The following is a 25916-nucleotide window of genomic DNA, read 5'->3' as shown; positions in this document are numbered from 1 at the left end:
TAAGATCGTCGGCGAACGGGATTTTTCCAATCGCCGGGGGGTACGGCATGGGTGATAAAGCAGGCTCGGCAGCTATAGTAGAGGGTTGTCGCGGCGCGGACGGGTCCCGGCCTAGCGACGGGGGAAGCGCGATTGGTCCGGAGTCCAGCGTTCACGAGCAGCCAGCCAAGAGAAACATGACCACAGCAGCAACGACCAGATCAGCCACGGTGCTGGACATCAACGGGAAGCGTTTATCGCCGGTAGCGATCCGTCGTGGCATGGTGGTGAACATGGCTGCCGGTGCTTTGGGGCAGTCGTGGTTTGCGCTGGCCTTGGGCATGCCGCTGATCATGTTTATGGAGCGCGTTGGCGCCGCCGGCGTGGTCATTGGCCTGATGGCGATGGTGCAGAGCCTGGCGATGGTGATGCAGATACCATCGGCACTGGTTGCCGAGCGGGTGGCGAGCCGGAAGAAATTCTGGTTTTGGGTTCTGATACCGCATCGCTTGTTGTGGTTTGCGCCGGTATTTCTGGCGTTGCATTTTGGTCGTGATCCGCGGGTTGGCTGGTTTTTGTTGGCGGTGGTGACGATCAGTTCCATGCTGGCGTCGGCGGGGACGGCGTCGTGGTACAGCTGGATGATGGACCTAATTCCCGAACGGGTGCGGGGGCGATTTTGGTCCATACGGCAGAGCGTGGTGATGCTGGCGAATTTGTTGAGCATGGTGATTGCGGGTTGGCTTCTGGATGCGGAGTGGGGTGGAAAAGACTCCAGTGAGACCATGGTGGGTTTTGCCCTGGTGTACCTGTTGGCGGCGACCTTCGGCTGCGCCGATATCCTGTTGCACACGACCGTGCCGGAGCCGCAGCGGCGCCGAGTGAATCTGACGGGGAAGGTGTTGGCGAGTTTGCGCGAGCCGTTCCGCAATCGCGATTTTTTGTGGGTGACGCTGGCCTTTGGGATGTGGAATTTCAGTTTGGGCTTTGCGCGATTTGGCGAGGTGTATCTGAAGCGTGAGTGCGGGGCGAAATACAGTGATTTATCGGCCTTGTTCATCAGCACGGCTTTGGGCTGTGTGGTTGCCAGCTATGTGTGGAGCCGGATCATGGATCGCATTGGCAATCGCACGGCGTGCATGTTGATGTTCGTGGTGGCGCCGGTGTTTGCGTTGGCGTGGTGGCTGGCACCGGCGGGTGACGTGGCGCTGGCCTTTTTGCCGGGGCAGCCGGTGGTGCCGAAGATCATCGTGGTGCTGTTTGCGGGCAACTTTTTTGCGGCGGCGTTTTACTCGTGTACGGGCCTGGTTCAGATCACCCTATGCAGTGCGACGACGACTCCCGAGAATCGTACTTTGGCGATGGCCTTGCACTGGACGGTGGTGGGCCTAATGGGAGCGCTTGGGCCGGTGTTGGGCGGCGTGGTGATGGACCTGTGGGAGCAGACGGATTTTGGGTTGTTGCTGCCTTTCGGGCTGCCGTTTTCGTATCAGCACGTTTTGGTCCTGCTGCACATGTTGATTTGTTGGCTCATTGCCTTGCCGCTGTTGCGCAAGGTCCAAAAGGGCCACGGCGAGTTGCCGGTGAGCACCTTCATGGGCAATCCCCTGCGGGTGATGGGGGTCATTCAGAACATCATGTTATTCAGCGGCGCAGTGAGTGCGAAGGAGCGCGCCCGGGCGGTTACGCAGGCCGGCACCCTGCGTTTGTCCTACGCGGTGGATGATTTGCGCGAGAAGCTGGACGATCCGTCCATGCTGGTGCGCCAGAACGCGGTGGCGGCGTTGGGGCGCATTGGCACGGACGCGGCCGTGCAGGTGTTGCTGGACAAACTGGCGGATCCGGACAGCGATTTGGCACCGGCAATAGCGCGGGCCTTGCGGAGCAGTCGCCAGCCCGGCGTGGTTGACGCGCTGTTGGCCAAGATGAAGGTCGGGGACCAGGAGACCATCCGCGAGATCGCCTTGACGCTGGGCTGCCTTGGCGACCGTCGGGCGGCGGACGCGCTGCTGGAGACCCTGCGCAGCAGTGACAACCCCCAGTTGCTGTCCAGTTCCGGCGAGGCTCTGGCCAGTCTGGATGAAGAGACGGCGGTGTTTGAGATCCTGGCGCGCATGCGCAGTTCGGGCAATCCGGTGTTGCGGCGTTCGCTGGCGGTTGCCGCGGGTGATTTGCTTGGCGGCCGTGGGCGTTTTTACGCATTGTTGGTTCAGGAAGAGAAAGAGCCCAGCGGGTCGGCCTTTGCCGAGTGCCTCAGCGACCTGCGCAGCTTTCTCAAGAAGGCCGGGACGGATGCCGCGGCGCGGCGCCGTTGTGCGGAATGCCTGGAACAGTTTGAGGACGCCTATGCCAATGGCGAGCTGCGGCAGGCGGGTGAAATGCTAATTTCGGGTGGCATTCTGTTGGCCAGTCTGCATCTGGGGCTGACGGCGGTGACTGATCGCGATGTGCTGTTGGACATGCTGATCTGCCGTGACTCGCATTTGGGCGTGGGCGTGTGGTTGTGCAACATGCTGGTCATTGACGGCGGGGCGCTTGATGTCGTGTATATTCTTTTGGTTCTGCATTTTTTCCGCCAGTGGTGCCTTCGCCGACAGGGCCTGCTTCGCGGCGGGTGAAAGATGGGCGTTGCCACATAGCAGAGGAGGCAGCACCGACGGCGAGTTGGGAGAACGGCGATGAAAGTGAGTCACACTCACGACGACTGGCGTGAAATCATCTACTGCGGTCTTGAGAATCAGCAGATTGACTTCAAGGGGCCTCAGGATTGGAATGGGATTGGGCGTGTCGGCAGAGCCAAATTTGCCCGCCATGCGATGGCCTTGGCCAACACCATTGGCGGCTATGTCGTCGTCGGTGTCGGGGAGGACAGTAGTGGTAACCCGACCGTGTATAGCGGTCTTGACGAGAAGCAGGCCAGCTCCTTCGACCCGAGCAATGTCGGTCAGACGATTAATCGCTATGCCGATCCGGCGGTGGAATTTGACCTCGTGCGGCCGGAGTTGGACGGCAAGCGTTACGTGGTGCTGGTGGTCTATCCTTTCAAGGACATTCCGCACGTCTGTGGTGACGCCTGTGACGACGAGTTGCAGCGCGGGGTTTTTTACGTGCGCACGCCGGATGCGCGGAGTCGCGCGGCGTATCGCGCCTCGGAGCTGCAGGGCCTGATTCAGCGCGCCTTGCGCAACCAGCGGCAGCTGCTGGGGCGGATGCTGCGGGGCATTCTGTATGAAGACCGCCAGGCAGTGGAGCCCAATGACGACGACGTGTTTGCGTCACTGGTCAGTCGCAGTCGTGCGCAGGCGACCCAGCGTTTGGGCGTTGCGGCCATGCGTAATCAGCCGTTGTTTGAGGCGATCATCTACCCGCGTCGCGCTTTGGCGGCGCGCAGCCTAACGGACGTGCGCCGGGCTCTGGAGAGTCTTGATCGTCCCCGGTTGCAGGATTTTCCGCGCAATGGTCGTCAGCAGCCGGCGACGATCTACGCGGCCAACGAGTCCTTGCGTGGTCATCAACTGCGGGCGGACGGCAGTCCCGCCAGTTACTGGGAGGTCTATCAGGCCGGTATGCTGTACTGCGCGGTGCCGCTGGAGCAGCGCGACGGCGGGATTCTGGCGGATGACATACTTCGGCTGACGCTGGTGACGATTGTGCTTGCCGGCCAGTTTTATTCGAGCCTGAATTATGCCGAGGAGATATTGAATTTGGTCTTTCGTCTGGGTAACACCAATGAGGCGTGTATGACGGGGATCGTGAACGGCTCGATCAATGGCGAGCATCGCTGTTACATCCCTGATGTGGACGTGCAGAAGGAGCGCAGCGCGGGTGATTTGGAGGCAGGAGCGGCGGTGGACGTGACTGCGAAGGTCTTCCAGGAGCTTTGTGAGCGTTTCAATGTGACTATGGACAAGGCCGATATAACCCGCCTGAAAAAGCACCTCGACCAGTTTTTGCGGCATGGCCTGCTGCCCAGCAGCGAGTAAAATGATGTGCGGGTAAACGACGGGGTGCCGCCGGCGAAAAAGGCAGGCTCGGGGCCAATTCGTGCGCTTGTGCTGACGTTGTGCAGATGGTGGTTTTGCGGCGACCGGCCGCGATCCGGTGTGTCTGTGAGGCGGTGATAGGGCCGCGCGAAAGGGGTGTTCGGGGGTAGTGTGGAAAAAGTTCACGTGGTTGCTGGCGGCACTGTTGTTGCTGTTGCTTTCTGTGACTGTTTATTTTGGGTTTGGTTCGCCGGCGTTGTGGCCGCTCATTCTGGCTGCTGCGGCCCTGGTGTTAGTGCGAAGTGACGAGTGAGCGCGGTGAAGACTAAGTTTGGGGGTGTGGCGTGAAGAAGAAGCAGTGGTTATGGGCGGCAGCGCTGCTGTTGTCGTTGGCGGTCAATGTCTATTTGGGGCTTGGTTACAGCGTGTCGTGGCCGCTTTTTCAGCAACGCGGAGCTGAGGCGGCTGGGGTCGTGCCTGGTGGAGAAGAGTACCTTGGCCGGCTGATGGAGTGTATTGAGACTCTGGCTGGTGATCGGCCGGAGAAATGGCAGCTGGTCAACGAGATCTTGGCTGGCCGGTCGCCGTCGTCGCCGGCCGTGGCGGGTTCGCCAGCCACCGTGTCCGCAGGGGGAGCAGCGACCAGTGAGGTGGTGGCGGCTTCGCAGCCTGGTCGACTGCTGGTGCTGGAGCTGGAGGCCATGGCTTACAGCGACAACCTCAGGGTGATGTTCAGTGGCGAGGGCAGCGTGCCGGTGCCGGAGGATGTATCGACCGCGGTGGCGATTGAGCCGCCGGTGGCCAATCTGGCCATACGTGGCGGCTATGGCCCCTACTGGCATATTTATGGCGATTTGTTGCCCGAGACGAATTACGTGGTGACCTTTCGGCAGGGTCTGCTTAGCAGCAAAGGTGACATTTTGTCGGCGGATGCGGTTTTCAACGTTCGCACGGCGAAGAGCAATCCCGTATGTCGTTTTCTGAGCAAGGGCCCCTATTATCCGTTGGTGGACGCGTCTGGCGAGGTCGGCATTTGCACCTTGCCGATCAAAGTGCGTAACATCTCGTCGTTGTGGGTGAGCCTGTATCGGTACCATCCGGGTAATTTGAGTCCTTTTGGTGGCGACAGCTGGCAGGGGCGCTGGAATACGAGCAAGGTGGGAGAGGCTGAAAAGAAGCTGACCCTGCCTGCCAATGAATACGTCACCATGGATTTGAACGTCTCCGAGCTGTTTCCTGGTCTTGGCGCCGGGATTTATCAGCTTGAGATTGCTGATAGTCAGGACGGTGGAGATGGTAATGACATCCATCTGGTGATCAGCGATCTGGCAATCATGGTGGCGCGCGACGACCTGGGGCGTCAGACGCGCGTCGTGGTCCGACGCCTCAGTGATGGCGGTGCGGTCGCCGGAGCCGAGGTCCGGCTCTTCAGCCAGAAAAATGTGCCCATGGCGGAAGGGCGCACGGACGCCCAGGGCATCGCGTTGCTGGACTACGCGGCGGACTTTGTTGATGCGGACGACGAAGCGGCCATGGTGCTGGTCCAGAAGGACAAGGAGGTCAGCTATGTGGCGCTGGATAGGGACAGCGGGCATGGCTTGTCGGAGTTTGACAATCGCGGTCGGCGTTTTCAGCGTGGCCCGTCGGCCTTTGTGTATGCGGAGCGTGGCGTCTGCCGTCCAGGCGAGACGGTGACGGCGTCGGCTTGGCTGCGCGATTTTCAAGGCGGGGCGCTGCAGGTCATGGCAGAGGTGCCGGTGCTGCTGACGGTTTTGGATCCCATGGGGGCGGCCATCAGTACCGAGCGGCTGAGCAGTGACAAATATGGTTTTGTGACTTGCCCGGTGCGAGTTCCCCGCAATGCGCGGACGGGGGCCTACACCCTACGCTTCGGGCTTGACGGCAAGAGCGTGTGGGGGCAGTGCCAGATGCTGGTTTCCGAATACGTGCCCGATCGCGTGCAAGTGACGTTGACGCCGCAGGAGGAGCTGGCGACGACGGCGGCAGCGGTGTCGTTCAAGGCTGAGGCCCGCTATTACTTTGGTACCGAACTGCCCAGGGCACTCTACTCATTTTCTGTCGTCGCCGAGCGGTCACGCCCCCCGGCCCACTGGGAGGGCTTCACCGTTGGCGATGCGGACAATTTCCGCGCCGGCAAGATGTTTGCCGAGGAAGGCTTGCCCCTGCCGGCAGATGGCGTACTGCATTACCCCGGTTTTGAGGCGATGGGCGGTCACGGCAATGAGCCGGTGACATTGGTGGCGACGGTGAGTGTGATGGAGCCTGGCGGCCGTGGGGTGAGTGCACGGGCGCTGCAACGCTGCGAGCCCAGTGCGACCTATCTCGGGCTGCGCTACGACGGCAAGGCGCCGGAAACCGGGCAGGCACGGATTTCCTGCCGGGTGCTGGCGTGGGACAAAAACAGCGAGCCCGTAGCCAAAGAGCGCAGCTACACGCTGAAATTGTGGCGGCGGGACTGGCATTATGCCCAGAAACTCAGCGACAACGCCATCAGCTATGAATGGGAGCTACAGCGGACGGGAGTGCCCTGTCCAGAAACGGCGAGCCTGGCCCGCCTGCAGGGTGAATTCATGTTGCCGGTGCTGGACAGCGGCCAATATGAGCTTGAAGCCAGTTCTACCAACGGAATTCAGACCCGTCTGGTTTACTGGCATGACGCCGGCGAGGGCGGCGCTCGCAGCGCCAATCCGCATGTGCTCAGTTTTGTCACGGACAAATCGCTGTACCTTCCCGGCGACCGCGCGGTGGTGACCGTGGACAGCCCCGCTGCGGGCGAAATTTTCGTTGTTGCCGGCGAGCACGCTTTGCGGCAGAGCGAGGCTTTGCCGGTCCGGGCTGGTGCCAATACGCTGGTCATACCGATTCCGGCGGACTGCGTTGGCAGTCAGTATTTTGCCGGCATTACGCTGGTATATCGGGAACAAGCGACTCCGCTGCGTTCTTTCGGCTTGCTGAAACTGCCGCTGGATCAGAGCCGTCACCGGCTGCAGGTGACCTTGGTCGCGCCGGATCAGGCCTTGCCGGGGGAGATGATCGCCATCACCGCCAGCCTGCAGGGGCAGGATGCTGCGCCCTGCGCCGGCCTGGTTCAGCTTTTTGCCGTCGATGAGGGCATCCTGGCGTTGACCGACTACGACACGCCGGACATCTTTGACTTCTTCCACGGGCGTTTCTATTGCGGCTTCCAGTTCTATGACCTTTATAGCCGGGTTTTTCCGCGGGTGAAAATCGGCAACGACGGCAAGATCGGCGGCGATGGCGCCATGAGGCAGCTGTTGAAGCGCCTAGGCGATGTCAAGAGCGCGGCGCCGGCGTTGATTGTTCTGCCGGCGCTGGAGGTACCCGAGAGCGGTACCGTGCAGACCAGCATGAGCCTGCCGCGGCATCTCGGGGCGCTGCGCTTGATGGCTGTGGCGGCGGCTGGTGACGCCTTTGGTTCCAGTGATCGTCAGATCACATTGCGCGACGTGATCAGCGTGGTGCCCAGTGCGCCGCGGGCGCTGGCGACCGGCGACGAATGCGAGCTGAGCTTCAGCGTTGTTAATCACGACTGTCCGGACGGCGACTACACCCTTGAGGTCGCCTTGCCGACGGCGCTGACGGCATTGACGCCGGTGGCGTTTTCGGGCCGACTGGCGCGGGGTGCCTCGCAGGTGCAGACCTTGCGTTGCCGGGCGTCGGAGCAGATCGGTTCGTTTGAGATCGTGAGTGTCTTGCGCCTCGGTGCGGCGCAGAGCGCGGCGCGGACGCCGGTGACGATTCGTGCGGCCAATCCGCCGGTCAGCCGGGTGACGCTGCGCACTCTTCGGCCTGGCGAGAGCATGCAGGTGGCGCCGGTGGCCGAAGAGTGGCTGGCCTTGCCGGCGCTGCGGGTGCGGGTGTCGGCGTCAGCGGCGATCGCTTTGCCGCAGGCGATGAACTGGCTCAATCGCTACCCCTATGGCTGTCTGGAACAGAGTACGGCGATGGCCTTTCCATTTTTGGCAGTGGACAACCTGGTGAAATCCGGGGCGATCCCTGCCGCGTTGGCGCAGACGGCCGGGGAAAAAGTGTCGGGCACGGCGGGCTACATCTTGTCGATGCTGCTCAGTGATGGCAGTTTTGCGGGGTGGCCGGGCGCGACGAGCGGCTGGTCGGAGACGACGGTCTTTGCGCAGCATTTCCTGGTGGCGGCGGCGCAGCGGCAGCTCTATGAGCTAGATCCTTTTGTGCGGAACCGGATCATGCGTTATTTGCGCGGTCTGGCAAGCAAGGGCGACGTTGCGCGGGTCGTGCGTGGCCATGCCAGCTACGTCCTGGCTTTGGCTGGTGACGGTGGCTTCGTGTCAGGCGCCCGGAATGTGCTGGCCAGCGACAAGACTGACTATGGGACCTTGTGGGCGGCGGCGGCGCTGATCAAGGGCGGCTATGCTGCCGAGGGCATGCCCCACTTGGAACGGGCGCTGGCAGCGGAAGTCTGGCGCGAAAGCGATGCGAAGGCATCTTTCAGCAGTGCCGCGAGCCGTCATGGCTGCGCGCTGACGCTGCTGATGGACCTTGTCCCCAAGCATCCGACGGCGGTGAAGATCGCCTTGGCCATGCCGGGTATGATCAAGCAGGACGATTCGGGCTGGGGAACGACTCAGGCGAATGCGTGGGTGTGCATGGGCCTGGCGGCTTACGCCGTCGAGTACGGCTTTGGCCGGGCCGTGGGCACGCTCAGTCTGGCCAGTGGCAAGGAAGTGCCCATCAATAGCGACCGGTGCTTTGACATGGAATTGGCCGCCGGGGAAACGGGCACACTGGTCAATACGGGAGCGCAGTCCTTCCTGGTACAGATCAGCGCCGATGGCGTACCGCGCAAGCTGGAAAGTCAGAGTGGCGCCATGAAAATTCGCCGGACGTATGTCGATGCCGATGGCAAGGAGGTCACGCGGGCAAAGCATGGCCAGCTGCTCACGGTCACGCTGACGATTGAGAGTACTGGCAAGATCGACAATTTGGCGCTGGTCGATCTCCTGCCGGGCGGCCTGGAGATCGAGGATCCGCGGCTGGCGACCCGTAGCGCCGCGCTGCCGCCGCTGACGCATGATCACACGGAGTTACTGCTGCCGGAGTTTATGGAACGCCGTGACGATCGTTTTCTCCTCTTCGGGTCCATGATTGCCAATGGCACGGGCAGCGCCCGCTACGTCGTTCGTGCCGTGAGTCGTGGCAAGTTTGTGATACCGCCGTTGCGCGCCGAGGCGATGTATGATCCCGACGTGGCGGCGACCTTCGTGCCCGGAGGCGTCTTCGAGGTGGAATGATAACATCGCAGAGCAAGGGGGCTAGCATGTCGACTGGTAATCGCAGTGTGCTGGTGATGGTGGACAGCCGCGAGGCGGCGGCACGCCGGGATCTGATTCACGGACTCTTTGCCGCCTTGCGCTTCTGGGGTGTGCCCCACGAAGTGTGGGACGCTGCGGATGGCTTCCCCTCGCCGCCGGCGCATTTTCGCTCGCGCGCTCTCTATGTGCTTGGACACGATGGCGTTGGTCAGCGGCTGCAGGAGACGTTGGCGCAGCAGATTGCGGCGGCGGTGCAGGGTGGTGCGGGCTGGTTGTCTTTTGATCGCAGGGTGGACAGCTGGCCAGTGGCTTTGCGTGAGCTGGCGCCACCGACGCGTCGTGACGGCCTGGCGACGCGGCTGAGCCTGCCAACCGAAGCCGGCGGGGCGCATTTCATCAACTCCGGCCATGATGCCACTGCGGCGTGGGAGCTCATGGCGGCGCTGCCGGTGACACAGTTGCCGGGGCTGGTGCAGGCCGGCTGGCAGCCGCTGCTGCTGGCTGGTGGCGAGCCCGTGCTGGCTTGCCGGCAGCTCGGCGCTGGGCGGGCGGTTTTCTGGGGCCTGAGCCTGATGTTGTACCGCGAAGACGTGTGGGGGCACGGCCGTTTTCTCGACGGCCTGCTGTGGCGTTCGCTGGTATGGGCGGCGGCGAAACCCTTTGCCATGCGGGCGATACCGCCTTATGTCACTGCTCGGGTGGACGACTGCCACGGCGCCTACAGCGCCTTTGGCTATGTCGACGCCTTCAAACGCCATGGGATCGCACCCAATCTCGGCTTGTTCATTGATGAGCTGGGCCCGACGGACTGGGCGGCGGTGTCACAGCGTTATCGCGCCCACGAGGCGGATTTTTCCATGCACGCTTTCCGGGACGACTTTTACAAGGCGCGGCCGGACTGGCGTCCTTACGCGGTGCTGGCGGACAAGCCGGATCTGTCCCATGGCGGCCGCGAGACGCTGTTTGCTGGGCTGAGTCTGGATCATGACAGCGGCGAGGCTTTGCCGTTAGCGCAGATCGCGGAAAATGTGGTGCGCATGGACAAGGCCTTTGCGGCGGCGGGAATTCGTCACAGCAAGATCATCAACGCGCATTATGGCGAAGTGGGCTATCCGGTGATACCGGCATTTTTGGCGCGCGGCGCCTGTTTTTTGTGCAACAACACCGTGCCGGGGCAGTTGTACGCGAATCAGCCGATGTGGAGTCCGGCGCCCTACGGCCTGCGCGGGAACAACGGCCGGCCGGGGGTGATCATCGACCGCTCGCCGGCGCATCCGGAGCTGTTTTTTTCGTCGGTGGGCTATCCGCCCTACGCGGGACAGTCGGGTGGCGCGGACATTCTTAATGGGCACGTGCCATTTTTGGGCGAAGCGGCGGCCGTGCGCAAGGACGCGGCCATCGCGCGCGGGGTGTCCAATGTGCTGCGTTCGTTGGACATGATGTGCTGGGCGGTGATCATGACGCACGAAGAGCGCATTGACGTGATCAGCCTGGAAGATTGGGATGAGATCATTGCCGGCGTGGTGGCCGGCGCGCGTCGGGGCTGGGATCTGATTCCGGCCAGCCGCGAGCAGGTCAGTGTCATTGCCCGGCGCTTGAGCACGACGGCGCTGAACCGCGTGGACGTGCTGTCCGATGGCCGGTTGCAGTGCGAGCTGACCGGGCAGAGCGACGGGCCGTCGCCGCTGATGGTGTGGCTCAATGAGGGCGAGGACTGTCGCCGTGTCTACCTGGACCTGCCGGCGCTTGACGGCTTCTTCCGCAGCGAACCGATGCCAGTCCCCAGTTGCTGAAGGTTATTCCTTGACGGCGCCGGCGGTGAGGCCGCGGATGATGTGCTTCTGGGCAAAGACATAGACGATCAGCAGGGGGACGACCACCAGGCTGAGGGCAGCGCTGACCAGGGTGATCTGCACGTCGTGTTCGCCTTTGAACTGAGATAACGCCAGGGGAATGGTGGTCTGGCCTGGCCCGAGCAGGGTCAGGGCGAAGGCGAATTCATTCCACATGGTGAGGAAGTTGAAGATGACGACGGTGGCCAGCGCGGGGCGGGCGATGGGCATGGCAATGTGGCGGAAGATGCCCCAGGTGGAACAGCCGTCGATGCGGCCGGCGTCGAGGAGATCGCGGGGCAGGGCGGCGAAGGCGCCGCGCAGAATCAGCATGGTGATGGGCAGAGCAAAGCCGACGTAGGGTCCGACCAGCGCCCAGAGGCTGCCTTTGAGGTTCAGGGCACCGCTGCCGAGGAGGCGATTGAGGGGAATAAGGGTCACGTGTACGGGGATCATCATGCCCAGCAGAAAGAGCATGAAGAGCGCATGGCGGCCTCGAAAGCGACATTGGGCAAAGGCGAAGGCCGCCGGTGCCGCCAGCGCAATGCTCAGTAGCACGCTGCCACTGCAGAGCATGAGGCTGTTCAGATAGGCGTCGCCAAAGCTGCCATTCCTGCAGACCTGGGCAAAATTCTGCCAAGTCCAGGGCGTGGGTAGCGCCAGGGGGCGCATTTGCGCATCGCCTTCCAGGCGGAAGGCGGCGAGGACCATCCACAGCAGCGGATAGGCCGTGATGACCAGGAAGGTCAGCAGCAGCAGATGCCGCAGGAGGAAGGAGCCGGATGTGCGGGTGCGGTGTTTCTTCATGATGCTGTGCGCAGCTGGCGGGCCTGCAGGGGGATGACTACGGCGAGGGCGAGGACGAAGAGGCAGACGGCCGCTGCCGAGCCATAGCCGTAACGGCCCTGGTTTTGTTCAAAGGCCAGGCGGTAGATGTAGGTCGCCATGACTTCGCGGGATTTTTCCGGCAGGCCGCCGCCCATAAGGTAGATGAGATCGAAGTATTTGAGCGAGCCGATGATGGACAGCGTGGCGGAGATGGCGATGGTGGGCCTGATGGCGGGCAGGGCGATGTGCCAGCAGATTTGCCATTCGTTGGCGCCGTCGATGCGGGCGGCCTCGTAGTAGTCGTTGGGGATGGTGCTGAGGCCGGCCAGGTACAGCACCATGTGGAAGCCCGTGTATTGCCAGCAGATGGTCACGAAGATCCACAACAGCGCGCTGCCGGGATCGGAGAGCCAGGGGAAGACGAAGTCGCTCTGCCAGCAGCGGATGACGCTGCTGAGCAGGCCGCTCTCGGGCTCATAGAGGTATTGCCACAGGACGGCAATGGCGGCGGTGGGCATCATCATCGGGGCGAAAAAGGCCGTGCGGAAAAGTCCGCGGGCGATGGTGCGTTGATGCAGGAGCAAGGCGATGGCCATGGCCAGGGGCAGCTGCAGCAGTAGCGACCCGGCCAGGAGCAGCAGGTTGTGCCAGGCTGCATGCCAGAAGACGCTGTCGCTCATGAGCCGCCGGAAATTGTCCAGCCCGCAGAATTCCGGTGGCAGCAGTGGGCTGGACCAGTGCAGGAGGGACATGCGCAGGGAATCGGCGATGGGCAGGACGACGAAGAGGGCGTACATGGCCAGCGCCGGCAGAATGAAGAGATATGGGGTGTAGCGGCGATGGGACATGACGAGGTGGCATTTACTCCGGCTGGGCGTCGCGGCTGCTATGGGGCCTGGATGGGCGCGATGGTGATGGGCTGGCCACCGAGCTTGGCGGATTCGACGGCGGCCATGGCGGCCGCGACCGTCCGGGCGCCTTCGTAGATGTTGGTGGCGATGGGCAGGTTGTTTTCGATGCCGTGGATGAAGTCGCTGATTTCGGCGGCGACGTTGTGGTTGGCGATGTTCACGGGCATGGTGGCGAAGTCGAGCTTGCCCTGCATGAGGCGCTTGCTGCAGATTTTGATGTCGGCGCTGGTGTTGTCGCAGATGATGGTGCCGGCGGTGCCGTAGAAGACGCTGCGCATGGTGTAGGGCCTGGTGCAGCCGATGGAGACCATGACTTTGCCGATGACGTCGTTGGCGAAGCGGAAGATGGCCACGCTGCAGTCATTGACGGGCCAGTCCGGCAGGCATTTGTGGTTGGCGAAAGCGGAGACTGTCAGCGCCTCGCCGGCAATCCAGCGCAGGAGATCGACGGCATGGCAGCCGCCGCCGATAAAGGGCTCGCGGCGGGGATCGACGCGCCAGGAGTTGATGCCGCGGGAGCTGCCGTAGTTGTGGGCGTATTCGCTTTCGACCAGGTAGAGTTCGCCGATCATGCCGTCGTCAATCAGGCGTTTGGCGAGGACGAAGCCGGGCGCGTAACGGCAGACCTGGCCGATCATGAATTTGGCCGGGCCCTTTTCCACTTCGGCGATGATGGCCCGGGCTTCTTCCAGACTGAGGGTCAGTGGTTTTTCGCAGAGGACATGTTTGCCGGCGCGGAGCGCGGCGATGCAGTGTTCGGCGTGGAAATAGTCTGGCGAGGCCACGGAGATGATATTGACGCCGTCGTGGGCGATGAGGTCGCGGAAGTCGCTGTAGGCGGCAACGGGCGCATACTCGCGCTGGCGCTGCTGGAGGATGGCATGGTCGGTGTCGCAGATGGCCACCAGTTTGCAGTGCGGGTGGGCGTTGTAGCCTTGGCAATGGCTGTTGCCCATGCGCAGACCAATGACACCGGCCTGAAAGCGTGCTTCGTCCATGGACTGTGACTCCTAGTTGCGTAGTGACGAATGATCTGAAGGCGGACGCAGAATGCCACGCCACGCCGCGCAGGCGGCTGGACTGGCTGATTATTTTGCCGGGATAGTCAGAGAGAGGTCTTGTCTTTTTTCGGGAATGGCGCCAATAATATCCCAAAAGGCGATGCTCAGATGGAGCGGTTGACCGGCATTGACCGCTGTGGGGATGGTGACATAGCGGACGAAGCGAGCGGGACGGTCGGTAACGGGCAGCCAGACATAAAAGAGTTGGTCCTTGCGCCAGGGATGGCGGGAAAGGCCGGCGAAGGCCTTGTAGAAGGGGCTTGTGCCGTCGACGCCGGGGGGGAGGGTGAGATGGCGGCGGGATTGAACGGGCTGGTTGGCAGTGACCAGCCCGAAATAAAAGAGCTTGCCATTCAGTTCCTGATGGCGGGAAAAGCTGCGGGCGATGAGATTGCTGACTGGTTTCGAATCCGAGTTGGTGACGTCAACGACAATCGCCACGCGTTTTCCGGCTGTGATCTCGCCGTAGGTGGTGACTTTGACCTTGAGGCCATCCCGTCCACACTGCATTTGTTGCGTGAAATTGAGTCCGAAGGCCTCCAGAATATCGTATTGCGAAGCCGCGTTGTTGCCGGGTATTACCGGGTTTTGGCGGCTGATCAGATTGCGGGTGAGAGTGATGACTTGCTCGCCGAGGGTGGCGTGGGATATGGCCAGCTCGAATGAGCGGGTGTCCATGGTGTCAAAGAGGTCCAGGATGCTTTGTCCGAGGTCATAGATCCTGCCCTTATTGTCAGTGACATACTCTTTGCCCAAGATAGAGAATTTTTCGTTGGCCAGGAGACCTTTGATTTGGATTTCTTGCCTTGGGATTTCATCGTTATCTTTGATGAATTGGCCGGGAATGGGGGCGAAATCTTTGACGACGTCAAGCCCGTCTGCGTTTTTTTCTCGGACGACTTCCTGCATGGCTTGATAGATGTTGACTTCGAAATAAGTGATTTCGTGTTGTTCCCAGAATTCGAAAGCGACGAAGGGGGATGCGCCCTTGGTGAGAGTGCAGATGAAGGTGGGTTTGATGATGGTGCGGCGGATTTCTTTGCGCACGAATTTGCCGCGGTACATAGCCGGGGTGGGCTGGGCAAGTAGTGTGGGCATTGCTGTCCAGGCTGTCAGGATGAGCGTGAAAAGGAAAAGGGAGCGGTAAATCTGCTTCATGGCGTGGGCGTTCCTTGTTGCTCGTTGATAGCTGGAGCGGGTTGCAGCAACTTGTGGGGGATATAACGATGGCAGATGGTTGAGCACTGAGATGGCTACTGTTTCGGTCATTCCGGGGTGTTGAGGGGCTGTTCGGCGTTCGCGGCATCCATTTTATCCAAGAGGTGTTGCCAACGCAGATACCAGCCGGTATTTCGGTGCGTCACGATGACGAAACCGAGTTGGGGATAGCGCGCGAATGGCAGTTCGCCAAAAGTCGTGCTTTCGGCGAACAGCCTTCGGGGGTCCCACACGATGTTGAAGGACACGGCGAAGCGCTCCAAGGCGCGTTCAGTATCCGAGTCGTTAGGGAGCCACGGGCTGTTGATCCAGATGGCGCAGGATGGGGTGTAGCTGGTCAAGCTGAGAATATTCAGCTGATTGTTATCGGGAAGGACGTACGTGTGATTTTCATTTCCCGCCTTGGGGATAGGGGGGTAGCGGTTTGCGCGACTGATATTGGGTAGGAGGAGGTTTCGTTGTTCGAGTCTAGTTAACATGCCGCAGAAGCGTATGGCATTGGTGAGGCTGACATCCGTTTTTGCCGGTGAAGGGCTGTCTGTTGCTGGTGCCTTGGCGCTGTCGCCCGCCTGCGGTTGGATGACAGCCTGGTACTGTGCCTCGGTGATGGGTTGCTCGCTGACATAGAACCATTCTTTGCCTTGGCCGCAAAGCCGCATGGTAATGCCAGAATGGGTGATGAATGACCTTGGTGGCGGGACATTGCAGATAGCCATGATGATAGGCTGCCCGAAGGAGAGGAGATGTTCTTGCTGTTTTTTTTGATTGTCGCCCAACTGGGTGGTTTGTTTTTCCGCGTCGAGGAGGAAGGACGCCACCTGCGGCAGCATTCCTGCCGATAGCTTGGCATTACCAATGAGGGTAATGAGCTCCAGTTGCCGATAGTTGGCTCTTTTGACTTCGTCGTAGAGGCTATTCGCGTCTTGCCACAGAGTCACCAGGCCGGCAAGTTTCTGGGTGTCGTCAGGATTCATCAAGGTGCCCTGCAGGGCGTTGCGGAGTCCGGCGATGGCCCGTTCGCGTTTGTCTTTTTCACTTCGCTCGAAAAGGAGTTGATCACGGATTTTCAGTACGGCGCCGCGTTGTTCGTGCTCTTCGAGGGCTCTGAAGCGCACATCGGGATTGGCGTTGGCCGCAGCCGCTGCCGGTGTTGCAGCCGGTGTTGGTGTCTGTGCCTGGAGCGGGAGAACGCCGCAGTACATGCAGCCTAACAAGGCATAAATGGCTAAGGATCGCATGAAGTCTCCTCGTACTGAAAAAAGCGCAATGCTGGTTTGCCCTAGTCGCCAAGTCGTCATGGCCGAGCCTGCCTCCATGCTGGACTCATACTCGGAACAGCACGCGAAGACTATAGACAAAATAGGCGTATTTTGCAACCGCCCACGAAGCAATTCCGGTGAGGGCGCATGGATTTATGGGCAAGAACTGAGGGTTGGCGAAGGATGGCCACAGCGGCTGGGGCTGTTGGCCACCTGCGCTCCTAATTGTACGGTGTAAGTGGTGGGCGGCGGCGCTTCAGTTTTTGGCGGTGACGACGCTGACGCCGGGGATGATGGCGTGGGGCTGGCGGTTCTGGGGGTCGAGGTCGCTACTGAATTCGATGTCGCCTTTGAGAAGACTGAGGATATTGCCGGCGATCATGGCGTTTTTGACGCGGCCGACGATTTCGCCGTTTTCGATAAGATAGGCTAGGGCGGCATTGCAGGAGAAGTCGCCGTTGGCCAGATTGCTTTGGCCGAAGCCGAGCAGCTGTTTGATGTAGAGGCCTTTCGGGATGCTCTTGAGCATTGCGTCGGCGCTGCGTTGGCCGGGCTGCACGAACATGGTGTAGGGCGAGCTGCCGCTGTGGCCGGTGGGCGTGGCCTGGGCCAGGCAGGCGCTGTCGTAGTCATAGAGGAAGGTCTTGAGGACGCCTTGGTCGACGAGAGTCATGGGGCGAGTGGCGATGCCGGCGCCATCGAAGGCGGCGGAGGCTGGCGAAAAGTCGATGTGGGGATTGTCAATGATGGTCAAGGCCGGTGAGAAACACTGTTTGCCGAGTTCGTCCTTGAGTGGCGACGTGCCCTTGAAGACATCGCGGCCATTGATGCCCATGCTGATGGGCGCCAGGAAGCTGCCGAGCATGCGCGGGGGCAGGTAGATGGGGTAGACGCCGTCGCTGATTGTGGCGCTACGGGCGGCGTGGCGCAGATCAAAGGCGATCGCGCTCTTGAGCGCGTCGAGATCGTAGAGCTCATTGAGGTCCAGCCAGGAGCGGTAGTCGTAGGAAAAGAGCATGTCGGTGCCACTGGTTTTCTGAATGCCCAAGTTGAGGTCCCAAGAGGTCTCCATGTCTGTTTCATTGAGACCGGCGGAGTTGGCCACGGCGCTCTCGCCTTCGCTGCGGCCGGCGCTGGCGCTGATGTCGAGACTGTCGTCGAGACTCTTGACGTAATCGACCATTTCCTGGCAGTCGCTGATCATTTTTTCGCGGCTGAGGGTGAGAACGCGTGGCGAGTGGCTTTTGAGGTCCACGTAGGTGGTTGGTGCCGGGTAGTGGCTGAAGTGGGCCACGGCGCCAATCTGGGCGAAGCTGATGGCGCGTTCGACCAGCTCGTCCATGGCGGCGGGGATATTGCCGCCGGCGACGCCGGAGCGGCCATTGCGGATGACGGCGATGTTGTAGCCGAGGGACTCGGCACTGTCGGCGTATTTGAGCCTGCCGGCTTCGAAACTGCAGGAGAGACTTTCGCCGTGACTGAAGCTGACTTTGGCGGCGCTGGCGCCCTGTTTGGTGGCGTTGGCGATGACGCGGGTGAAGCGGTCTTGCATGTCGTGTAAATATGTACTGCGCATGGGCTGCGGTCCTTTATGCTGGTGGTCGTGAACGCTGCGGTTTTACTGTTGGCCGCCGATAACGGCGTCACGGAGGCGGATGTGTGGGCCGCCGAAAGTGACAGGCAGGGGCGACTGACCGCCTTTGCCGCAGCCGCCGCCGAGCTCGAACATGGTCAGGTCATTGGCAATGCCGTCGATGTTGTGGAGGGTTTCGAAGACATTGCCGGTGAGGACGATGTCCCGCAGCAGGTCGGTGACCTGGCCGTTTTTGATGCGGTAGCCGTAGGCGGCGGAGAAGGTGAACATCTCCATCATGGTCTGGCCGCCCTGCATGCCGCAGGCGTAGATGCCGTCGTCGACGCCGGCGAAGAGTTCATCTTTGGAGAGTGTACCGGCATCGACATAGGTGTTGGTCATGCGCACGATGGGGGGGCGGCCGCGGCCAATGGCGCGGGCGTTGCCGGTGGGCTTGGCGCCCATTTTACCGGCGGTTTCCAGCGAGTGGAGATGGCCGGCGAGGACACCGTTGGCGATAAGCATGGTCTTTTGCGTGGGTGTGCCTTCGTCGTCCACGTGGTGGGTGCCAATGAGCTGGCCGAGGCTGCCGTCGTCAATGATGTTGAGGTCGTTATTGCCCATCTGGCGGCCGATGGTCATCAGCTCGCGCATTTGCGGATTTTCGTAGAGAAAGTCGGCTTCGCTGAGGTGGCCGAAGGCTTCGTGGGCGAAGACGCCGGTGAAGTCGGGGCGGAGGATGACGTGGTGTCGGCCGCCGGGGCACTGCGGTGCCTTGAGAAGGGCGACGGCGCGTTCGGCGACCTCGCGCGCCTTGTCTTCGCGATTGAGCACCACGGTGAAGTCGGTGGCCGACGAGAAGCTCTCGCTGCCGCGCTGCACCTGCGAGCCATTGCGGGCGATGGCCACCAGGTAGAGGAGAATCCGCGGGCGCTCTTCCATGAAGTAGTTGCCGCGGGTTGAAGCGAAGTGCACGGTGCGGAAGTTCTCGCCGTACATGACCGTGCTTGATTCGACGCCGGGAACGGCATTGAGGACGATGTCATTGTATTTGCCGACGAGGGCGACCTTTTCGTCCAAGCTGACGCCGCGGAAGTCGTTTTTGAGCTGGGCGGTGAAGACCTGATCCGCTGGTACGGCGATTTCAGCGAGAGCGGTTTTTTCCTTGCCGACGGTAGTGGCGGCGGCGCAGGCGTCGGCGACCTTGCTTTTGAGTTCGTCGAGGGTGTCGAAGACGCAGCTGCCCCAGCCGCCATTTTTGCAGGCGCGGACAATGCCGCCGGTGAACTGGCCGGTGCTGGCGTTGTCGAGTTCCTTGCCACGGTAGGCAAAGCCGGTGTTATCGGTGGTTTCGAAGCGAATTTCCGCGTAGTCGGCGGGGCAATTGTTCAATGCGTCAAGCAGTCGTTGTTTCACGATGGGTCATTCCTTGGCTGGGATTGCGGGCTGCGGGCAGAAAGGGCCATGGCCACCTTGGACACGCTGCAGGTGGGGCGGGTTCAGGGGGCGGGGCGTTTTGCGCCGCTAAAGTATCCTTTGCAGCTGAAATTGCCAAGTGGTGTGATGCGTAAATATCGTGTTGTTACGTTGGGCTGAAGGCCAACGGGAGGGTATGTTATAAGGTCTGTCGCCAAGCGACATGAGTGATTCCCACGGCGTTATGGAAAGGACGACGATGACTGCGAATGGCATTGACAGTAACGACCCGCTTTTGGCCGTACCGGTGAGCACGCCGGGCCCGCAGCAGGCGACGGCGGCGAGGCAGTTCCAGGGCATACCGGGCTTGACCATTGCGCCCGGCGGGCGTTTCTTCGCCTGCTGGTACGCCGGCGGCGTTGGTGAAGGCCCGAACAACTATGTCGTGGTCGTGACTAGCGACGATGGCGGCTTGAGCTGGGGCGAGCCGGTGGCCGTGGTGGATCCGCCCGGTGCCAATGTGCGTGCGTTTGATCCCACGTTATGGACCGACCCGCTGGGCCGCGTCTGGCTGTTCTGGGCGCAATCGACATCGCCCAAGGACGGCACGATCGCCGATGGCGTCAATGGCGTCTGGGGGGCGCTGCTGGAGGAGCCCGATGCGGCCGAGTTGCGTTGGTCGGCGCCGCGGCGACTCTACGATGGCATCATGCTCAACAAACCCTGCGTTCTGCCGGATGGCAGCTGGGGTTTTCCGGTGTCCATCTGGGCCGAAGGCGTTGGTGGCGGTCAGCCGCCGGAACGCCTGCGCGACGAGATTGGCGCCAATCTCGTGGTCAGTTATGACAAGGGCCGGAGTTTCCGGCGTCGTGGCGGTTTTCGCCTGGCGCGTTCGATCTTTGATGAGCACCACATTGTGCCGTTGCGAGATGGCCGGCTCTGGTGTTTGGTGCGGACGCTGTATGGCGTGGGGCAGGGCTTTTCTAGCGACGGCGGCCGCAACTGGTACGACTGCGGACCGGCGTCGCTGGTTGGGCCGAATTCGCGGTTTCATCTCATGCGGCTGCAATCCGGCCGGTTGCTGCTGGTCAATCACGAGGTCGTCAAGGGCGAAAACAAGGACTGGCGCACCCGCTGTAAGCTCACGGCGTATCTATCGGACGACGATGGCCGCAGCTGGAACGACGGTCTGCTGCTGGACGAACGCGCCGGCGTATCGTATCCCGACGGCGTGCAGGACGGCGCTGGCCGGCTGTGGATCATCTACGACTACGGCCGCTACACCGCCGGCGACATACTCCTGGCTAGTGTAACGGAGGACGAAGTGCTCGCTGGAATAATCAGTACGCCCGAGTCTTTCCTGCAGCGGGTTGTCAATCACAGTGGCGGCGTCAAGAAAGACTGATCGCGGCGCCGGGCCGGCGCCGTTATTTGCGTTATTTTCCATGGATTGAAGCAGAAAAAGACAGGAGGACACGATGTCACGGACAAGCTGGCTGGCGGGTATTTTTACGGCGTTGCTCGGTGGTGCTATCGGCGCCCAGGCGATTACCATTGAGGCGGGAAAACTGCCGGTGGATTTTGATCCGCAGAAGGTGGACATTCGCCCGCTGGTGGAGTCGGTGCCGCGGCAGGGGCTGCCGAATTTCTATGGCAAACTCGCCACTGGTGGTGAGGTGACTATCGCCTATTTTGGCGGCAGCATCACGGCGCAAGCCGGCTATCGCATTCACAGCCGCGAGTACTTCCAGAAGGAGTATCCCAATTGCCAGGTGAAGGAAATCCATGCGGCGATTGGCGGCACGGGGTCCAATCTGGGCGCGTTGCGCCTGGAGCACGACGTGCTGCGCCACAACCCCGACCTGGTCATGGTGGAATTTGCGGTTAATGACAGTGGCGCGCATCCCTACTCCATTCGCAAGAGCATGGAGGGCATCGTCCGGCATATCTGGCGGGAATTGCCGGCGACGGACATTCTGTTCGTTTACACCCTCACTGCTGCGCATGTGAAGGAGATGCAGGACGGCAAGATGCAACGCTCCGCCAGCGTGATGGAAGACATCGCGGACTACTATGGCATACCGTCCATCCACATGGGTGTCGAAATCGTCAAGCTCGAAGCCGCTGGCAAGCTCGTCATGAAGGCCAGCGATAAGGAACTCACCAGGGTGTCCGGTGACGAACTCAATATCAGCGCGGACAATTTTGTCAACGCCGAGGGCAAAATTCCCTTCGCTGGCGACGGTGTACATCCCTACGCCAACACGGGCCATCAGCTGTACATGGACGCGATCCGGCGCTCACTGCCGGCGATCAAGGCGGCGGGCACGGCCGGCGCGCGCGCGGCGTTGCCGTTGCCGATGGTGAAGGAATGCTGGGAGAATGTCATCACGGTGCCGCTGGATCATCCGCTGGTGAAAATCACCGGCACCTGGGAGAAAAATCCCGGCGACCACGCCGTGACCAAGGGCTTCATCGGGCGCATGGACCCGTTCTTCACTTTCTCGCCCGGTGCGGAAATCCGCTTCAAATTTAAGGGCACGACCGCCGCGCTCTATAATCTTCTCGGGCCACACGGCTGCATCTTCGAAAAGAGCGTTGCTGGCGGCAAGAGCAGCGAAGTGCGCACCTTCGATCCCTATTGCACCTACCACCGGCTGGCACTGAGCACGCTCGCCGACCAGATGAATCCCGACGCCGTTCACGAAGTGACCCTGAAGGTCCTTGACAAGGACTTCGATAAGCGGATTATTCTTTTTGATCACAATAAGGGCGATTTCGATAAGAACCCCGCCAAGTACGATCCGAAGCTGCTCTACGCGGCGTGCATCTTCATCATCGGCGAAATCTGCGAATAGGTTGTTCCCCGTAGAGGGTAACAGTGTAGAATACAGCCGCAGTCAATGAGTTCCATTGCCTCTTTGGCCCCAGTCAGCTTCGCCGACTGGGGCCAAAGAGGCCGAGGAACACGGCCAGAGTTGTCGTTTTACCCAGGGCGGCGCGCGCTTTCAGCGCTGCTTGCCCTGGGCTGTCATGTTTCGCGCTTTCAGCGCTGCTGCCGCTTCGCGGCGATGAAATGCCGGGATGAAATAAGGTTGTTTGGTTGAAACAATAAGCGTTTTGGAAATCGTTAAGTAAGAGCTTCAGACGGATCGGACGGATCGGACTGATCCGATTTCTGATCGGTCTGATCGGTCTGATCGGTCTGATCTTCGGTCTTTTATCGCGGACGGATCGGTCCGATCGGTCAGCTCGGTCTGAAAAAGCGAAGAAGAACAGGTGATAGCTATGGAATTTTATGTTACGGCCGGTCCGGGAACTGAGAGTGCGTTACGCGACGAGTTGTCCGAGCTGGGATTTCGTTCAGCGCGTTTGAATCGCGGCGGCATACCCTTCTTTGGCGAATGGGAGGACGGCTGGCGTGCCTGCCTGGAGACGCGTTTGGGCCAGCGGGTGATGGTGGTCCTGGGGCGTTTTCCGGCGCGTGATCTGCAGCAGCTCTACGACGGTGCTCACGAATTGCCGTGGCTAGACGTCATCACCCCGCAACATACCTTTGCGGTGGCGGCTTACGCCCATGAAAGCTGCGGCGAGAACCCCAATTTCGTCGCCCTGAAAGTCAAGGACGCGATTGTGGACAGCATGCGTGATCAGCTTGGACAGCGATCGAGCGTATCAAAGGACGACCCCGATTTGCGGGTTTTTGTCTACTGGGCGCGCGAGAAGGCGACCGTGTATCTCGATCTGTCCGGCGAGCCGTTGTTCAAGCGCGGCTATCGGCAGGCTGGCGGTGAAGCGCCCATCAAGGAAACCCTGGCGGCGGCAGTGCTAAGAATGTCCGGCTGGGATCGCAAGACGCCGCTGGTCGACCCGATGTGCGGCTCGGGCACGTTGGTGATCGAAGCGGCGCTGTGGGCCGCTAATGTCGCGCCCGGACTATGGCGGCAGCGTTTCGGTTTTGAACGCTGGGCCAATTTCAGCGAGGACGACGCGCGGCGGCTTGCTGAGCTGCGCGGGCAATTGCGCGGGCAGGGCCATGGCCAGCCACCGCGGATTACTGGCTTTGACTTGGACGACGCGGTGCTGGCGACGGCGCAGGACAACGCCCGTGCGGCTGGCCTGCGGCTGAGTTTCCGGAAAATGCCCCTGCGTGAATTGCAGCCCGATGGCACCCGGCGCCTACTGGTGGCCAATCCGCCCTATGGCGTGCGGCTTGACGCGGACAATCAGCTCTACCAGGAGCTCTGTGCGGCCGTGCAGCGGCTCCATGGCTGGCGTGTGGCGTTGATCGTGGGCAACCCTCGTGCCATCGCCGGTATTCGCCTGCGCCCCGAGGCCGAATATCCCCTCACCAATGGCAGCATCGAATGCCGGTTGGTGATCTACGAAGTGCCATAAGGCGCGGACACGAAAAAGCCCGGGGACTTGCGCGCCAGTGGCGTCCGGCTCCCGGGCTCGGCTTTGGCACCCCTCGGCGGGGTGCCTTTTTGTTTTATGGTCTATGCTCAGCCCAAGTAGGCGATGGCGTGCTCGGCAACGGCTTCGGCACTGAAGCCGTATTCCTTGGCGAGCAGATCGCAGGGTGCGGAAGCGCCGAAGTGGTCAATGCCCAGGGCCAGGCCGCAGGAACCGATGTAGCGCTGCCAGCCGAAGGTCGAGCCAGCTTCCACCGAAATGCGTTTCTTGCAGGTGGCGGGCAGGACGGACTCTTTGTATTCGGCGCTTTGCTTGTCGAAGAGCTCCCAGCTGGGCATGGATACCACGCGGACTTTTTTGCCCTTGCCGCGGAGGATGTCCGCTGCGCCCATGATCACCTGCAGTTCGGAGCCGCTGGCGATGAGGATGATCTCGAAGTCCTTTTCGCAGCTGACGACGTAGGCGCCCTTGGCGACGTCCATGCGTTTGCTGACGATGTCGGCAGGGAGGTTCGGGAGATTCTGGCGGGTGAGGCAGAGTGCGACGGGGCCCTTGGCCTGTAGCGCGGCGGCCCAGGCGTGCGCGGTCTCGTTGGCCTCGGCGGGGCGGATGGTGGTCATGCCGGGGATGGCGCGGAGCATGGCGAGCTGTTCAATGGGCTGGTGAGTCGGGCCGTCTTCGCCGACGAAGATGGAGTCGTGAGTGAAGACGTAGATTTCATGCAGCTGCTGCAGGGCGGCGAGGCGCAGGGCGGGTTTCATGTAGTCAGAGAAGACCATGAAGGTCGAGCTGAAAGGAATGGCCGAGCCGCAGAGCGCCAGGCCATTGCTGATCATGCCCATGCCCAGTTCGCGCACGCCGTAGTGGACATTGCGGCCGGCCCAGTCGGCGGGGCCGAAGTCGCCAGCGCCTTTGAGGTAGGTCTTGGTGCTGGGATTCAAGTCGGCAGAGCCGCCGCAGAGCGCCGGCACCAGCGCGGCGGCCTTCTGCATGATCTCGCCGCCGGAATTACGCGTCGCCGTGGCCTTGGCAGGCACGGCCTTGAGGAGCTCTTCGAGGATGTTCGCGGGGACTTTGCGGGTCAGCAGCGCGTCCATCAGGGCGAGTTTCTCGCTGTCAAGCGTCGCCTTGAAGGCGACAAAGCGCTGGTTCCACTCGGCGGCGGCGGCCTTCTTTTCAGCAATCAGTTTGTTGCACAGCTCGCGGACATCGGCGGGGACGACGAAGGACTGTTCGGGATCGAAGCCCAAGGCCTTCTTGGTTGCGGCCAGTTCGTCGGCGCCGAGTGGTGCGCCATGGCATTCGGCGTTGCCGGCGAGCTTGGGCGAGCCCTTGCCGATGACGGTTTTGCCGATGATGATGGTGGGCTTGCCGCTGGTCTTGCGGGCCAGCTGCAGGGCGCCGCTGATCTGCTCGATGTCTTGGCCGTCGATACGCAGGACATTCCAGCCGTAGGCGGCAAAGCGGGCACCGACGTCTTCGGTGTGAGCGATGGCCGTGGAGCCCTCGATGGTGATGCTGTTGTCGTCGTAGAAGAGCACGAGGTTGTCGAGCTTCAGGTGGCCGGCGAGGGCGCAGGCCTCGTGGGAGGTGCCTTCCATGATGCAGCCGTCGCCACTAATGGCATAGACCTTCTGGTTGAAGAGCGATGCGTCGGCGCCGATGCGGGCCTGGAACTGCTTCATGCCGATGGCCATGCCGATGGCGGACGCCAGACCGGAGGCCAGCGGGCCGGTGGTGACTTCCACGCCCTTGGTGTGGCCGTATTCCGGGTGGCCAGGGCATTTGCTGCCCCATTGCCGGAACTGCTTGAGGTCGTCCAATTCCAGGCCGTAGCCGAAGAGGTGGAGCAGCGAGTAGATCAGCATGGAGCCATGGCCGGCGGAGAGGACGAAGCGGTCGCGGCCCAGCCACTCGGGCTGCGCGGGGTCAAAACGCATGAAGCGGCTCCACAGCGTGAAGGCGAAATCAGCGCAGCCCATGGGCATGCCCGGATGGCCGGAGTTGGCCTTCTGCACGCCATCGGCGGCGAGGACGCGGACAGTATCAACGGCTTTCTTGAACACCTGGCAGTTGCACGACATGATTCTACTCTCCTGACATGTTGACT

General features: G+C 61.5%; 15 protein-coding genes. 7 read left to right on the top strand and 8 right to left on the bottom strand.

Annotation, left to right across the window (positions count from 1 at the left end; translation table 11 throughout):
• Window positions 1-176 precede the first annotated feature (176 nt).
• From J3R75_RS01550 to J3R75_RS01535, 4 genes are all read left to right on the top strand, one after another.
• A complete protein-coding gene (locus tag J3R75_RS01550) occupies window positions 177-2597 on the top strand; it encodes an MFS transporter (protein ID WP_307259507.1) in 2421 nt (806 codons plus the stop codon).
• Between the two features lie 60 nt (window positions 2598-2657).
• The gene (locus tag J3R75_RS01545) at window positions 2658-3962 is read left to right on the top strand and encodes an RNA-binding domain-containing protein (protein ID WP_307259505.1); all 1305 of its coding nucleotides are present in this window, start codon (window positions 2658-2660) and stop codon (window positions 3960-3962) included.
• Window positions 3963-4306: 344 nt separating this feature from the next.
• Window positions 4307-9271, top strand: a complete 4965-nt coding sequence (locus J3R75_RS01540; RefSeq protein WP_307259503.1) for an alpha-2-macroglobulin family protein — start codon at window positions 4307-4309, stop codon at window positions 9269-9271.
• 26 nt (window positions 9272-9297) lie between these two features.
• Window positions 9298-11085, top strand: coding sequence for a hypothetical protein (locus J3R75_RS01535; RefSeq protein WP_307259501.1), 1788 nt, complete (start codon window positions 9298-9300; stop codon window positions 11083-11085).
• A 3-nt stretch (window positions 11086-11088) separates the two neighbouring features.
• On the opposite strand, the gene J3R75_RS01530 is transcribed toward J3R75_RS01535, so the two are convergent.
• From J3R75_RS01530 to J3R75_RS01500, 7 genes are all read right to left on the bottom strand, one after another.
• Window positions 11089-11931 carry a carbohydrate ABC transporter permease gene (locus J3R75_RS01530; protein ID WP_307259499.1) on the bottom strand — a complete coding sequence of 281 codons (843 nt, stop codon included), beginning with the start codon at window positions 11929-11931 and terminating at the stop codon, window positions 11089-11091.
• Window positions 11928-12800: a carbohydrate ABC transporter permease gene (locus tag J3R75_RS01525; RefSeq protein WP_307259497.1), complete on the bottom strand. Its 873-nt coding sequence runs from the start codon at window positions 12798-12800 to the stop codon at window positions 11928-11930. The genes J3R75_RS01530 and J3R75_RS01525 overlap by 4 nt, the downstream gene beginning before the upstream one ends.
• Window positions 12801-12838: 38 nt before the next feature.
• Complete coding sequence (locus tag J3R75_RS01520; RefSeq protein WP_307259496.1) at window positions 12839-13861, bottom strand: Gfo/Idh/MocA family protein; 1023 nt, start codon at window positions 13859-13861, stop codon at window positions 12839-12841.
• A gap of 90 nt (window positions 13862-13951) precedes the next feature.
• Window positions 13952-15082, bottom strand: a complete 1131-nt coding sequence (locus J3R75_RS01515; protein WP_307259493.1) for a hypothetical protein — start codon at window positions 15080-15082, stop codon at window positions 13952-13954.
• A gap of 107 nt (window positions 15083-15189) precedes the next feature.
• On the bottom strand, window positions 15190-16380 hold the full coding sequence (locus J3R75_RS01510) for a hypothetical protein (RefSeq protein WP_307259492.1): 1191 nt from the start codon (window positions 16378-16380) through the stop codon (window positions 15190-15192).
• Window positions 16381-16657: 277 nt separating this feature from the next.
• Window positions 16658-17977: a TldD/PmbA family protein gene (locus tag J3R75_RS01505; RefSeq protein WP_307259490.1), complete on the bottom strand. Its 1320-nt coding sequence runs from the start codon at window positions 17975-17977 to the stop codon at window positions 16658-16660.
• 42 nt (window positions 17978-18019) lie between these two features.
• The gene (locus J3R75_RS01500; protein ID WP_307259488.1) at window positions 18020-19390 is read right to left on the bottom strand and encodes a TldD/PmbA family protein; all 1371 of its coding nucleotides are present in this window, start codon (window positions 19388-19390) and stop codon (window positions 18020-18022) included.
• A 259-nt stretch (window positions 19391-19649) separates the two neighbouring features.
• Here J3R75_RS01500 and J3R75_RS01495 point away from each other — a divergent pair, with 259 nt between their 5' ends.
• The 3 genes from J3R75_RS01495 (at window position 19650) to J3R75_RS01485 (ending at window position 23788) form a co-directional block, all read left to right on the top strand.
• Window positions 19650-20795 (top strand): sialidase family protein, encoded by a 1146-nt coding sequence (locus tag J3R75_RS01495; protein ID WP_307259486.1) that lies wholly within the window; start codon window positions 19650-19652, stop codon window positions 20793-20795.
• Window positions 20796-20868: 73 nt separating this feature from the next.
• Window positions 20869-22248, top strand: a complete 1380-nt coding sequence (locus J3R75_RS01490; RefSeq protein WP_307259484.1) for an SGNH/GDSL hydrolase family protein — start codon at window positions 20869-20871, stop codon at window positions 22246-22248.
• A gap of 430 nt (window positions 22249-22678) precedes the next feature.
• Window positions 22679-23788, top strand: coding sequence for a THUMP domain-containing class I SAM-dependent RNA methyltransferase (locus tag J3R75_RS01485; RefSeq protein ID WP_307259483.1), 1110 nt, complete (start codon window positions 22679-22681; stop codon window positions 23786-23788).
• A gap of 107 nt (window positions 23789-23895) precedes the next feature.
• On the opposite strand, the gene tkt is transcribed toward J3R75_RS01485, so the two are convergent.
• Window positions 23896-25890: a transketolase gene (tkt, locus tag J3R75_RS01480; RefSeq protein ID WP_307259481.1), complete on the bottom strand. Its 1995-nt coding sequence runs from the start codon at window positions 25888-25890 to the stop codon at window positions 23896-23898.
• Window positions 25891-25916 lie beyond the last annotated feature (26 nt).

The sequence above is a fragment of the Oligosphaera ethanolica genome, assembly GCF_030814695.1.
In the GTDB taxonomy this organism is placed as follows: Bacteria; Verrucomicrobiota; Lentisphaeria; order Oligosphaerales; family Oligosphaeraceae; genus Oligosphaera; species Oligosphaera ethanolica.
The sequence above is the reverse complement of the archived record's forward strand: the minus strand, read 5'-3'. Positions and strand labels throughout refer to the sequence as shown.

What these genes read in the sequence shown, in the direction of transcription:
- J3R75_RS01550 (WP_307259507.1), top strand. Translation starts at nt 177, where the DNA reads ATGACCACAGCAGCAACGACCAGATCAGCCACGGTGCTGGACATCAAC.
- J3R75_RS01545 (WP_307259505.1), top strand. Translation starts at nt 2,658, where the DNA reads ATGAAAGTGAGTCACACTCACGACGACTGGCGTGAAATCATCTACTGC.
- J3R75_RS01535 (WP_307259501.1), top strand. Translation starts at nt 9,298, where the DNA reads ATGTCGACTGGTAATCGCAGTGTGCTGGTGATGGTGGACAGCCGCGAG.
- J3R75_RS01530 (WP_307259499.1), bottom strand. Translation starts at nt 11,931, where the DNA reads ATGAAGAAACACCGCACCCGCACATCCGGCTCCTTCCTCCTGCGGCAT.
- J3R75_RS01525 (WP_307259497.1), bottom strand. Translation starts at nt 12,800, where the DNA reads ATGTCCCATCGCCGCTACACCCCATATCTCTTCATTCTGCCGGCGCTG.
- J3R75_RS01520 (WP_307259496.1), bottom strand. Translation starts at nt 13,861, where the DNA reads ATGGACGAAGCACGCTTTCAGGCCGGTGTCATTGGTCTGCGCATGGGC.
- J3R75_RS01515 (WP_307259493.1), bottom strand. Translation starts at nt 15,082, where the DNA reads ATGAAGCAGATTTACCGCTCCCTTTTCCTTTTCACGCTCATCCTGACA.
- J3R75_RS01510 (WP_307259492.1), bottom strand. Translation starts at nt 16,380, where the DNA reads ATGCGATCCTTAGCCATTTATGCCTTGTTAGGCTGCATGTACTGCGGC.
- J3R75_RS01505 (WP_307259490.1), bottom strand. Translation starts at nt 17,977, where the DNA reads ATGCGCAGTACATATTTACACGACATGCAAGACCGCTTCACCCGCGTC.
- J3R75_RS01495 (WP_307259486.1), top strand. Translation starts at nt 19,650, where the DNA reads ATGACTGCGAATGGCATTGACAGTAACGACCCGCTTTTGGCCGTACCG.
- J3R75_RS01490 (WP_307259484.1), top strand. Translation starts at nt 20,869, where the DNA reads ATGTCACGGACAAGCTGGCTGGCGGGTATTTTTACGGCGTTGCTCGGT.
- J3R75_RS01485 (WP_307259483.1), top strand. Translation starts at nt 22,679, where the DNA reads ATGGAATTTTATGTTACGGCCGGTCCGGGAACTGAGAGTGCGTTACGC.
- tkt (WP_307259481.1), bottom strand. Translation starts at nt 25,890, where the DNA reads ATGTCGTGCAACTGCCAGGTGTTCAAGAAAGCCGTTGATACTGTCCGC.